Here is an 11,708-nt window from a genome sequence, read left to right as displayed (position 1 = left end):
TGCGGCTCACAGATGTTTGCCGCAGCAACATGAACGTCCGTCTATCACGCAGGACAGCACAGCTGTGCGTGAACCCCAGAAAATCGAACGACTCAGGCTTTGGTCGCCCTGCTGTCGCACAGTCCTTCCGGGCAAAGCGTCCAAAGCGGATGAGCTTCGTCTTGTCCTCGTTGAGCGACAGTCCAAAGCGATCCAACCTCTGGTGCAGCTGACTCAGGAACGCCTCCGCATCGTCTTTTCTCTGAAAGCCCGTAGGCGAATCAGACGCTTGTCCTTGATCCGGTGCTGGATAAACGTGATCAGCCAATCGTAACCTTACGGCAGCATAGCGCAACTTCCTGCTGAGCTTCTGATTCAATGAATGCCTCAACCCTATCAGGAGGCAGTCATGATTCCATCAACCCCCGTCAACGATACCGTTCAGCTCCAGAGGCGGCTCGATTCGCTGGCCGCAGACTTCACGCGCTGGCGCGTGCAACGACCACACCGGCGTGCGGCCGTCCCTCAGTCACTGCGCGACAGTGCAGTGGCGCATGCACTGGTATCCTCTCGAGTCCGCGTCAGCAAAGCCCTCGGCGTCAGCTACACCATGCTGAACGCCTGGTCACCGAAACGGCAGGCGCAGGCCACGACACGTCGGCGTGGTACTTCACACCCATCGACTCCCGCTGGCGCCGCAGCGCCAACCTTCGTGCCACTTGAACAGACTGTCGCCGATGCCGCCCTGCCAGCCTTCACCGTCTCGACCTCATCAGGCCAGCGGCTGACGATCGAAGGGGCCTGCAAGTCCTGCTCAGGTGAGTGCGCTGGTACTGGCGCTCTGCGCCACGACGGGCGCATGATCCTGCTGACCAGCTCGAGCCTCTGGCCAATGATCTCAAGCCGGTGCATGACACCCTGCTCAAGCTGGCAGCCGACGTTTGGCTGTATCATATCGACGATACCGGGAACCGGATACTGGATCAGAAGCCGGTCATGAAGCGCAGTCGCCATGACGGCCGAGCAAGGTGACGGTCCGCCCCTGGTGCTGTACCAGACATCGCTCAGCCATGCCGGTGAATTACTGGACGATGTCCTGCGCCTGCGCAGTGACGGCAGCCCGCCGCCGCTGGTGATGAGTGATGCGCTCTCATCCAACCCTGTCAGCCGCACCACGCTGCGCATCGCCCTGTGCAGGCGCCACTTTTCAATGGCTCTGACTGCGCGAGCGTTACGCCTGCTTCATTTTGTCGGAGTAAGGCGGCCATCCCATAGGTTTACCGGCCAGCAGATGCAGGTGGATGTGGAATACCGTTTGGCCGGAGTTTTCGCCGCAGTTCATGACTGTTCGGTAGCCGTCGTCGGCGAAGCCCATTTCTTTCGCCAGCTTGGCGGCCACGTAATACAGATTGCCCACCAGCTCCCGATCGTCTTCGGTGATGTCGTTAATAGTAGCAATGTGCTTTTTCGGAATAATCAGCAGGTGCACGGGGGCTTGCGGGTTAATGTCGCGAAACGCCAGGGTGGTGTCGTCTTCGTACACGATGTCGGCGGGAATTTCCCGGTTGATGATCTTGGTAAAAAGGGTTTCTGACATAACAGGCTCCTTGTTTAAAGTGAAGTTCAATCCAGACCCATGGCGTAACGGGCTACGCGGTTGCGGGCGAAGGGCAGTGCCTGCGCGGCGCCCAGGCCCAGATTACGCAACAGGTGCAGGGGCGGAACGCGGTTGCTGAACAGATGGTAGAAAGCATCCATAGCCAACATCATACGGCGGTTAGCCGGTCGGCGCTGGTGTTCGTATTGGCTCAGTAAGGCGGGGTCGGCCAGGTCGGTGCCGTTGTTGCGGGCAACGATCAATAGCTGTTGCAGGCATTGGGCGTCTTGAAAACCCAGGTTCACGCCTTGGCCGGCCAACGGGTTGATGGTGTGGGCCGCATCGCCGGCCAATACCACACGGCCCTGGTAATAATATTTGGCGTGCTGGCGGGCAATGGGGAAGCTGGCGCGGGTGTCTATATGCGTTAGTTCTGGCAGCGGCTCGGGAAATTCCTGTTGAATTTCGGCCATCAGCTGTTCGATGGGCATAGCTTTGAGCTGTGCAAGCCGGGCGGGGGCGTCGTACCACACCAGTGAGCCCCAGCTTTCGCCGGGAAATTCTTCGCCGGCTGTGTGCAACGGCAAAAAGGCCCGCGGGCCAGAGGGTAAAAAGCCCTGCCAGGTAATGTCTTCCACCGCGCCGCGGTAGCGTACAGATATCACCATGGCTTGTTGGTCGTATTGGCTGCGGGTGACCCCAATGCCGGCCAGATCGCGCACCCGGGATTGGGCACCGTCGGCGCCTACCACCAGGGTTGCCGTAATGGCCGTGCCGTTATCCAGATCCAGCTGAGCGTGATCGTGATTCTGGATGAGGTTTGTCACCGCAACGCCCGGCATTAACGTGATGTTCTGCTGGGTACTTGCGGCCTGCCAGAGAGCCACCTGGGTAACGCTGTTTTCTACGATGTGGCCAAGGTGGCTGGCGCCCAACGTGTCGGCGTTGAATTCCACCCGTGCCAGGGGCTTTGGCAGCAGCCGGGTAAGCGGGTGCGAGGACTGGTCCCACACCGCCAGGCGGCGATAGGGCGTGGCGCGCATGGCCAGAACGGTGTCCCAGGCCTGTAGGCTTTGCAGGTAGCGTTCACTGCCGGCGCTAAGGGCCGACACGCGAATATCCGGCGTGCTGCCTGGCATAAATTCGGGAGCGTCAGCGAAGTCAATCAGCGCCACGCGAAAACCGTTGCGGCCCAGGCCTGTCGCAAGGGCTGCACCCACCATGCCGGCGCCGACAACCGCAATATCAAATGCTTGAGTCATATCGATTCCTGTTTGTTGTTATCAGTTTACGCGATGGCAACAAACAGGCAAGCCGTGGAGTGGATGTTGGTTTTTTGTACGCAGCCTTAGTCGGCCTTGTACATGTGCACATCGCGCTGGGGGAACGGAATGCTGATGCCTTCGGCGTCAAACGCCTTCTTCACGCGTTCCTGCATGTCCCAGTAGAACGGCCACAGGTCTGCGGATTTGGTCCAGGCGCGGGCAGTCAGGTTAACAGAGCTGTCGCCCAAGCCGCCTACCACAATCATTGGCTCCGGGTCTTTCAGAGCGCGTTCGTCTTCTTCAATCAGGCGCTTGATGGTGGCTTTGGCTTTGTCGATGTCGTCACCGTAGCCAATACCAAAGCTCATGTCGCAGCGGCGGGTAGGGTAGGCGCTAAGGTTGGTCAGGCTGGAGTTGGACAAGTCGCCGTTGGGAATAATGATGCGGCGGTTATCAAAGGTGTTAACGATGGTGTACAGAATAGAGATTTCCACCACCGAACCCAAATAGCCTTGGGCTTCGATGACATCGCCGACTTTGAATGGCTTGAAGATCAGAATCAGCACGCCGCCGGCGAAATTGCCCAGGCTGCCTTGCAGTGCCAGGCCAATGGCCAGGCCGGCAGCACCAATAATAGCAATGAAGGAGGTAGTGGCAATGCCCACCATGGATGCAACGGAAATCAGCAGCAGAATTTTCAGAATTGCTGATAACAGGCCACACAGAAAGGTATTCAGCGTCGGGTCTTTTTTGCCCAGTTTGCTATCCAGTAAGCGAACAAACCGGTTAATCAGCCACATACCCACAATGAGGGTGATAATGGCCAGTACCACTTTGGGTGCGTAGGCCATGACCAGTGTGATGGCCTGGTCTACCAGCTCTGTGGCGCGGCCGTTGGCGCTGAATAAATCTTCCATAGCAAACCCCTTGTGAAATTTTCGTTTTATGAGATGTGCGGGTGGGCGTGCTTGGCCCACTGTGTGATGGCGTCCGGACCGCCATGCATAATCACTGTGCCCGGTTTGCGGGCCAGCTGGTAATCGTACATTGGGTCGTAGTAATGCTCTAGCAGGCTTTGTATCCAGGCGTTATGGCCGTCGCTGGTGCCGTGCTCTGCCTGTTGCGCTAGTGCTGACTCCATTATGCTGCGCAGTTGTTGATGGCGTTCACCGCCCAGGCGTTTACGAATTCGATCAAGCGCGCTCAAGAGGTAGTCGCTGAAATTTAGCCAACCGGCATCTTCGCCATCCAGATGGGTGTAGTCGGCCAGCATATTTTCCACATAATCTTGGCGAATAATATCAATGCGTTCGGCCATTGGCCGGTCCAGCACGGCCAACGGTGCTGCAGCCATGCGCTCCCGGAGGCTGACGGGCAGCGCGCAATGCCCCACAAGGCGGCTTTCGTCTTCCAGATAAATGGGGCCGCCGTGCTGATGCCTGGCGTGCAGCATGGCAACCGCAAGCTGATTTTCGAAGTTGATTTGCGTGGGCTGTGGCGTTACCTGGCGGCCAAAGCTGGAACCGCGGTGATTGGCCAGGCCTTCGAGATCCACCGGGTTGGGCAGGGTGTGCAATACGCGGGTTTTGCCAGTGCCGGTGCGGCCGCTGAGGATGTAAAACGTCTCGCTGGCAATCTGCTGTTCCAACTGATCGATCAGGAACCGGCGCATGGCTTTGTAGCCGCCTTCCACCAGGGGATAATCAATGCCCGCTTGGGCAATCCACTGGCGTGAAAGGTTAGAGCGCAGGCCGCCGCGGAAACAATACAGGTAGCCGTCTGGATGCTGGGTGCAAAAGTGTTTCCAGGCCTCAAGGCGCTGAGCCTTGATGTCGCCCTGCACCAACTGGTGGCCCAGCTCGATGGCTTTGCTCTGGCCCTGCTCTTTGTAACAAATCCCGACAAGGTGGCGCTCGTCGTCGTTCATCAGCGGTGCGTTGACAGCACCGGGCAGATGGCCTTTGGCGAATTCGACTGGCGCACGCACGTCTAGCAGCGGTGTGTTGTTCAGAAATAGGGAAAGGTAATCGTCGGTGTCTTGTCTGCGGATCATAAAAGAAGGAAAACTGGCCAGATTGGCCGATAAGTATAGAGCAGTTAGTGCGGTTGTGCCGTGGTTGGTACAAACGATTTGTAAGAAAATGCTTACACCGGTTCGCACATTTTTCAGTATTGCGCGCTAAATTTTTGCAGCCAGGGCCAAATCAGCATTCCGGCAGCAATGCCAGCGGCGTCAGCGGCCACGTCAGCCAGTGAAAAGTCGCGGTAGGGTAGGGTGGCTTGCACAATTTCTATCAGCATGCCGAAGCCCAGCAACAGCGGGATGAAGTAGAGCGGTTTCAGCTGCGGCCAGCCCAAACGCATCAACAGCGTAAGTTCCAGAAAGGCAATCAGGTGATTGACCTGGTCGCTGGGCGAAGAGGGCACTGGTAGCGGGCCTGCGGTCGTGGCCAGAAACAGAATAGCGGCAATAGACGCCAGTAGCGCAAACCGCCACAGGGCGCGTAAGCGGAGTAATTGTGCAAGCCGTTGTTTCGTGGTTGCTAAAAGCATATCGATTGTTTGTTCCGGCTGTGGCAAAGACCGCATCATGATATGCTTTGCAGCCCGTCAATGTCACTGCAACCAAGGTTTTTGCGCCATGCTCAATGGTAACTTTTTTCGCGGATTGGGGTATCTGGGCGAGGGCTTTGGCCTGATTCGGCAACCCGGTCTTCGCCTTTTTGTGATTATCCCCCTGCTGATTAACATTCTGCTGTTCAGCCTGCTGTTTTTTTATCTGGGTGAATTATTTTCCGGTCTGATTGCGACGGCCATGGGCTGGTTACCAGGCTGGGCTTGGCTGCAAGCGCTGGACTGGCTGTTCTGGTTGCTTTACGGCGCTGTTATTGTGTTGCTGCTGGCTTACGGTTTTGTGATGGTGGCCAACCTGATTGGTGCACCCTTCTATGGCTACCTGGCCGAGCGCTGCGAGCAGCACCTGACCGGCCAACCAATAGGCAGCGACGAAGGCTGGGCGGGTATTGTTAAAGACATTCCGCGTTCGCTGTGGCGCGAGTTGCAGAAAATCGGCTATTACCTGCCCCGTGCTCTGGGTCTGCTTATTCTGGGGCTGATTCCGGTGGTGAATCTGGTGGCGGTGGTGCTGTGGTTCGTGTTCAACAGCTGGATGATGGCGCTGCAGTACGTGGATTACCCGGCAGATAATCACAAGACCCGTTTTCCGGTGCTAAAACAGATGTTGGCCGAGCGCCGATTGTCGGCTTTGGGTTTTGGGCTGCCGGTAGCGCTGGCGGCCATGGTGCCAATATTGAACTTGTTTGTGGTGCCGGCAGCGGTGTGTGGTGCCACGGCGTTATGGGTGCGTGAACAAGGTTCCGCACGTTTTTGATTGGGATTGGGAGGTTGCTTGGAAACGTTGGATTTTGTCATTGGTCAGCGCTGGGTTAGCCACAGCGATACAGCCCTGGGTTTGGGCATAGTTACGAATATTTCCGGTCGCAGGGTGACCCTGGGTTTTCCGGCGGCTGACGAAGAACGCACCTACGCCACCGACAACGCGCCCTTGTCGCGTATTATTTATCAGCTGGGTGAAACCATCGAAACCTTTGATGGCGGAAGTTACACCGTGCGCGCGGTGGAAGACATGGCCGGTCTGCTGGTTTACCACGCCGACGATGGCGAAAATATCCAGACGGTTTCCGAGGTGAAGCTCAGCGGAACGGTGAACTTCTCGGCCCCCCATCAGCGCCTGTTCGCCGGCCAGTTTGACCGCAACGGTGCCTTTCGCCTCCGTTTTGCCACGTTGAACCATCTTGACCGTCTGCGGGCTTCGCCGGCCGAGGGTCTGATTGGCGCCCGCACCCAGCATTTGCCCCATCAGCTTTATATTGCCGGCGAAGTGGCCCGGCGTTTTGCCCCGCGGGTACTGTTGGCCGACGAAGTAGGCCTGGGCAAAACCATTGAGGCCGGTTTGATTCTGCACTATCAGCTGCATACGGGCCGCGCCCGGCGGGCCTTGATAGTGGTGCCAGATTCGCTGATTCACCAATGGCTGGTTGAAATGCTGCGGCGCTTCAACCTGCGTTTCTCGATTGTTGATCAAGGCCGTTATGACGCCATCAAAGAACAGCAGAGCGACGTGGATGCTCTGATGAGCCATGTATTCGGCGAAGAAGGTCGGGAAAACCCATTTGAAAGTGAACAGCTGGTGTTGTGTAGCCAGAGTTTTCTGACCGCCACTGAACAAGCCCGAAATGACGCCATAGCGGCCGGCTGGGACCTGTTGATTGTTGATGAAGCCCACCACCTGGCCTGGAGTGAAAGCCACGTTAGTGCGGAGTATCAAACAATTGAAAGCCTGGCGACGGCGAGCCAGGGCCTGCTGCTGCTGACCGCAACGCCAGAACAGGTGGGGCTGGCCAGCCATTTTGCGCGTTTGCGTCTGTTGGATCCGGCGCGGTTCCACGATTTACAGGCGTTCCGCGAACAGGAAAGCCAGTACGAAGCGGTCAACGCCGTGGTGCGCCGATTGCAGTCTGAACACACCATCGCAAGCGGCGACCAGCAAATTCTAGAGCAGTGGCTGGGCTCGCAATTGCCCCAGCTGTTGGCAGAGAGCGACCCCCATCAGGCGATTATTGACGCCCTGCTGGATCGCCACGGCACCGGCCGGGTGTTGTTCCGTAATACCCGCGCTGCCATTCAGGGCTTTCCCGAGCGCCTTCCACACCCGGTGCCACTGCCGTGCCCCGAACTTTACAGCGGCTTTACCCGCGGCATTGACGGTCTGACCCCCGAACGCAGCGAACCCGACGAAGAACAATGGCTGGCGGAGGACCCGCGGGTAGCCTGGTTGCAAAAAACACTGGCGGGTTTGCGCCCAGCCAAAGTGGTAGTGATTTGCGCCCACGCCAGCACGGCTATGGCCCTGGAGCACTATTTGCAGCTGCGCGCCGGTATTCGCAGCGCAGCGTTCCACGAACATTTAAGCCTGATAGAGCGCGACCGTGCCGCAGCTTACTTTGCTGATTCCGAGCAGGGCGCCCAGGCGCTGATTTGCTCCGAGATCGGCAGTGAAGGCCGTAACTTCCAGTTTGCCCATCATTTGGTGCTGTTTGACCTGCCGGCCAACCCGGACCTGCTGGAACAGCGCATTGGCCGCCTGGACCGTATCGGCCAAACCAGCGCCATTGATATTCATATCCCGTATCTGGAAGGCACCAGTCAGCAAGTGCAGTACCAATGGTTCCAGCGTGGCCTGAATGCCTTTGCAGAAAGTTGCAGTGTGGGTGTGGCCGTGCAGGAGTCGGTAGCCGATGCCTGGCAGCAGTCGCTGGCGGGCGACGAAGCCGCTTTGGAAACCCTGGTGAGCGCTTCTGCAGCGGAAACGGCGCGCCTGAAAACCCTGCTGCAGAATGGCCGCGATGCGCTGATTGAGCTGAACTCCTGCCGCAACGAGCCGGCGCAACGTTTGATTGACGCTATTGAAGCCGAAGAATCAGCTGCGGCCGTGCGCGACTATATGATGGAAGCCTTCGACATTCTGGGTGTGGATGTAGAAGACCATTCCGAACATTCGGACGTGCTGCGCCCGGGCGAGCAGTACCAGGCCGGGCACGTGGCCGGCTTGCCCGAAGACGGCATAACCGTCACCTGGGAACGGGACCGCGCGCTGGAGCGCGAAGATCTGGCGTTTATGAGCTGGGAGCACCCTATGGTGACCGGCATTATGGAGTCGGTGACCAGTTCCGGATTGGGTAAAGCCGCGCTGGCAACCATGTCGGTGAAGGCTTTGCCGGCCGGCACCCTGTTGATGGAAGCCCTGTTTACTGTGCATTGCCCGGCGCCAGACGCTCTTCAGTTGACCCGTTATCTACCAGTGTCGCCGCTGCGTTTACTGGTGGATGTCACCGGCAAAGACTTGTCGAAAGCCTTGCCCCATGACCGCCTGAACGATATGTGTTCTAACATTCGCCGGCGCACGGCGCAGGCGATTGTGCCGCAAATTCGCGCCCAGGTTGAGACCATGGTGGATCATTCTCAATGCCTGGCCGAGCCGCACCTGCAACCGCTGCAACAAAAAGCACTGGCGCAGGTGGACGCAATGTTCGGCCCGGAAATACGCCGCCTGGAAGCCTTGCAGGCGGTGAACCCGGCGATTCGTGATGAGGAAATCGAGTATTTCCGAACCCAGTTGGCAGCTGCCCGCGAAGCAATAGGGCACGCCACCCTGGCGTTGGAAGGCATTAGAGTGATTGTAACCGCCTGATGCTGTGACACGTCGAGCTTAGCTGGCCAGATATTAAGCAATCAGGTACTGTAAAGTGATGAAAATCAGCTGTTCAAACCAGACACAACAGGGGAATTAATGATGACGTTCATACTGTTTATAGTGGCGATAGCCGGCTTGTTGGTGGTGATGCGCCAGGAAGCCGGAACCAAGGCTGCGGTGGGTGTTATGGTTGGAGTGGGCTTGGTGTCGCTGCTGTTTGCATCGTTCTGGCTGGCTCTGCTTCTGTTTATAGGCGCCGGCATTACGGCCGCTGCCGGCTTGCCGGGTTTTCGTCGCAGCTGGTTAACGCCCAAAGCCTTTGCCCTGTTCAAGAAAGTCGCCCCGAAAGTGTCTGAAACGGAAAAAGTAGCGCTGGAAGCGGGCACGGTAAGTTGGGACGGCGAATTGTTTACCGGTAAACCCGACTGGCACAACCTGTTGATAAACCGCAACACCGGCCTGACGGACAAAGAGCAGGCGTTTTTGGATAATCAGTGCAACCAGGCGCTGGCCATGTGCAATGCCTGGGACATAGCCGTAGAGCGGGCCGACCTGCCGGAAGAGTTGTGGGATTTCCTCAAGCGCGAAAAGTTCTTCGGCATGATTATCCCTGAACAATACGGTGGCCTGGGATTTTCCGCGAAAGCTCAGACCGCCGTGCTGCAGCGCCTGGCCGTTAACGAAATGCTGATGGTAACGGTTGGCGTGCCCAATTCCCTTGGGCCCGGCGAGCTGCTTATAAAATACGGCACCGATGAGCAAAAAGAATATTATTTGCCGCGCCTGGCTGACGGCCGCGACATACCCTGTTTTGGCCTGACCGGCCCGCGCGCGGGTTCCGACGCCACCTCATTACCGGATACCGGTATTGTGTGTAAACAGGAAGTTGACGGCAAAGAAGTGATTGGGTTGCGGCTGAATTTTGAGAAACGCTGGATTACCCTGGCGCCGATCGCCACGGTGGTGGGCCTGGCCTTCCGTATGTTCGACCCCGATGGCTTGCTGAGCGATGTTGAAGACCGCGGCATTACCTGCGCATTGATTCCCCGTGATACCGACGGCATGGAAATCGGCCGTCGCCACTGCCCGATAGGAAGCCCGTTTCTGAACGGCCCGATTATTGGCAAAGACATGTTCATTCCGCTGGACTACCTGATCGGTGGTGAAAAAATGGCCGGCGAGGGTTGGCGCATGCTGGTGGAATGTTTGTCGGTGGGTCGCTGCATTACGTTGCCGTCTGGCGCTGCCGGTGGGGCGGCTTTCGCGGTGGCCACGGCCGGCGGTTTTACCCGGATAAGGCGCCAGTTCAATACGCCCGTGGCGGAAATGGAAGGCGTGCAGCAGCCGTTGGCGCGGATTGCTGCCAAAACGTACATTGCCCAAGCGGCGGTTAACCATACCGCCAACATGATTGACCAAGGCCAGAAACCGGCGGTGCCGTCGGCGATTCTGAAGTACCACTTGACCGAGTATCAGCGCGACATTCTTAGCGATGCGATGGACGTTCACGGCGGCAAAACGGTCACCCTTGGCCCACGCAATTACATGGGTATTTCGTTCAGTGGTTCGGCGGTGTCTATTACCGTTGAGGGCGCTAACATAATGACCCGCAGCCTGATGATCTTTGGCCAGGGCGCCATTCGCTGCCACCCGTACGTGTTAAAAGAGCTGGCGGCGAAAGACAACGACGACATCGATGCCTTTGACGAAGCTTTCTTCGGCCACGCCGGGCTGGTGTTTGGTAACGCTGCCCGTGCCTTTACCCAGGCCTTGGGCATTGGCCTCGCAGACGTGCCGTTTGATCACGGTGCGCGTAAATACGCCCAGTCTGTGGCCCGCTTCAGCGCCGCTTTCGGGCTGTGTTCCGATGCGGCCATGACCACCCTGGGCAGTGAGCTGAAAATGCGCGAACTGACCTCTGCGCGTTTGGGTGACATGCTGTCGAATCTGTATTTGGCCTCTATGGTGCTCAAGCATTGGCACGAAACCCAGCCGGTGGACGGTGAGCAGGCACTCATGGCCTACAGCCTGGACATGCTGCTGGCACGCACGGAAACGGTGTTGGTGGAATTCCTTGATAACTTGCCAAACCGTTTGGTAGCCGGTGCGCTGCGGGTGATTACCTTGCCCATCGGCCGGCGCTGGACAGGCCCAAGTGATGCTCTGACCCACACCCTGGCAAAGGCCATTTCAACCGATTCGCCGCTGCGGAAAAAGCTGTTGTCCAGCCTGTGGGTGGGTGAAGGTGAAAACGGCGCCGACGCCGTTGTTTCCAACCCCGTGGCCAGTTACAACGACTTGCTGAAAGACAATGCCAAAGCTGAAAAGCTCTATCGCAAAGCCAACAAGGCCTACAGCAAGGGAGAACTGCCGATCACCGCTTTGCACCCGGAGCAGCGTTTTGAAGCGGCTCTGGACGCGGGCGTGTTCAGTGACGAAGACGCAATCTTCATGCGCGATTACGAAGCAAAGGTGCTGGAAATGCTGACGGTGGACGACTTTGCCTTTGATGAATTCGCCCGCAATAAAAGCTCAGTGATTGACCACAATCCCTCTCCGCCCCAGACCCAGTCGCAGCCCTCTTGATGGCGCA

9 protein-coding genes and 1 pseudogene are annotated in these 11,708 nt (G+C 57.8%); 4 read left to right on the top strand and 6 right to left on the bottom strand.

The features are described 5' to 3' along the window. Positions 1-307: pseudogene (locus A3OI_RS23385) on the bottom strand (hypothetical protein); the annotation flags it as partial. 494 nt (positions 308-801) lie between these two features. On the opposite strand from A3OI_RS23385, the gene A3OI_RS22700 reads away from it, so the two are divergent. Further along, positions 802-1,011, top strand: coding sequence for a hypothetical protein (locus tag A3OI_RS22700; RefSeq protein ID WP_155903064.1), 210 nt, complete (start codon positions 802-804; stop codon positions 1,009-1,011). A 199-nt stretch (positions 1,012-1,210) separates the two neighbouring features. On the opposite strand, the gene A3OI_RS0109090 is transcribed toward A3OI_RS22700, so the two are convergent. The 5 genes from A3OI_RS0109090 to A3OI_RS0109070 form a co-directional block, all read right to left on the bottom strand. Next, positions 1,211-1,576: a histidine triad nucleotide-binding protein gene (locus tag A3OI_RS0109090; RefSeq protein WP_018403973.1), complete on the bottom strand. Its 366-nt coding sequence runs from the start codon at positions 1,574-1,576 to the stop codon at positions 1,211-1,213. A 26-nt stretch (positions 1,577-1,602) separates the two neighbouring features. Continuing rightward, positions 1,603-2,838 (bottom strand): FAD-dependent monooxygenase, encoded by a 1,236-nt coding sequence (locus A3OI_RS0109085; RefSeq protein WP_018403972.1) that lies wholly within the window; start codon positions 2,836-2,838, stop codon positions 1,603-1,605. Between the two features lie 86 nt (positions 2,839-2,924). Further along, entirely contained in the window at positions 2,925-3,758 is an 834-nt protein-coding gene (locus A3OI_RS0109080) for a mechanosensitive ion channel family protein (RefSeq protein WP_018403971.1), read from the bottom strand. A gap of 26 nt (positions 3,759-3,784) precedes the next feature. Then, a complete protein-coding gene (mnmH, locus tag A3OI_RS0109075) occupies positions 3,785-4,894 on the bottom strand; it encodes a tRNA 2-selenouridine(34) synthase MnmH (protein WP_026224104.1) in 1,110 nt (369 codons plus the stop codon). Positions 4,895-5,007: 113 nt separating this feature from the next. Beyond that, positions 5,008-5,394 (bottom strand): VanZ family protein, encoded by a 387-nt coding sequence (locus A3OI_RS0109070; protein ID WP_051078080.1) that lies wholly within the window; start codon positions 5,392-5,394, stop codon positions 5,008-5,010. 88 nt (positions 5,395-5,482) lie between these two features. Between A3OI_RS0109070 and cysZ the strand changes: the two genes are divergently transcribed. From cysZ to A3OI_RS0109055, 3 genes are all read left to right on the top strand, one after another. Further along, positions 5,483-6,232, top strand: a complete 750-nt coding sequence (gene cysZ, locus A3OI_RS0109065; RefSeq protein WP_018403968.1) for a sulfate transporter CysZ — start codon at positions 5,483-5,485, stop codon at positions 6,230-6,232. Between the two features lie 18 nt (positions 6,233-6,250). Continuing rightward, positions 6,251-9,112 (top strand): RNA polymerase-associated protein RapA, encoded by a 2,862-nt coding sequence (gene rapA / locus A3OI_RS0109060; protein ID WP_018403967.1) that lies wholly within the window; start codon positions 6,251-6,253, stop codon positions 9,110-9,112. Positions 9,113-9,214: 102 nt separating this feature from the next. Next, the gene (locus tag A3OI_RS0109055) at positions 9,215-11,701 is read left to right on the top strand and encodes an acyl-CoA dehydrogenase (protein ID WP_018403966.1); all 2,487 of its coding nucleotides are present in this window, start codon (positions 9,215-9,217) and stop codon (positions 11,699-11,701) included. Positions 11,702-11,708 lie beyond the last annotated feature (7 nt).

It is taken from the genome of Marinobacter gelidimuriae (genome assembly GCF_000372805.1).
Lineage (GTDB): Bacteria > Pseudomonadota > Gammaproteobacteria > Pseudomonadales > Oleiphilaceae > Marinobacter > Marinobacter gelidimuriae.
The sequence above is the reverse complement of the archived record's forward strand: the minus strand, read 5'-3'. Positions and strand labels throughout refer to the sequence as shown.

What these genes read in the sequence shown, in the direction of transcription:
- A3OI_RS0109090 (WP_018403973.1), bottom strand. Translation starts at nt 1,576, where the DNA reads ATGTCAGAAACCCTTTTTACCAAGATCATCAACCGGGAAATTCCCGCC.
- A3OI_RS0109085 (WP_018403972.1), bottom strand. Translation starts at nt 2,838, where the DNA reads ATGACTCAAGCATTTGATATTGCGGTTGTCGGCGCCGGCATGGTGGGT.
- A3OI_RS0109080 (WP_018403971.1), bottom strand. Translation starts at nt 3,758, where the DNA reads ATGGAAGATTTATTCAGCGCCAACGGCCGCGCCACAGAGCTGGTAGAC.
- mnmH (WP_026224104.1), bottom strand. Translation starts at nt 4,894, where the DNA reads ATGATCCGCAGACAAGACACCGACGATTACCTTTCCCTATTTCTGAAC.
- A3OI_RS0109070 (WP_051078080.1), bottom strand. Translation starts at nt 5,394, where the DNA reads ATGCTTTTAGCAACCACGAAACAACGGCTTGCACAATTACTCCGCTTA.
- cysZ (WP_018403968.1), top strand. Translation starts at nt 5,483, where the DNA reads ATGCTCAATGGTAACTTTTTTCGCGGATTGGGGTATCTGGGCGAGGGC.
- A3OI_RS0109055 (WP_018403966.1), top strand. Translation starts at nt 9,215, where the DNA reads ATGACGTTCATACTGTTTATAGTGGCGATAGCCGGCTTGTTGGTGGTG.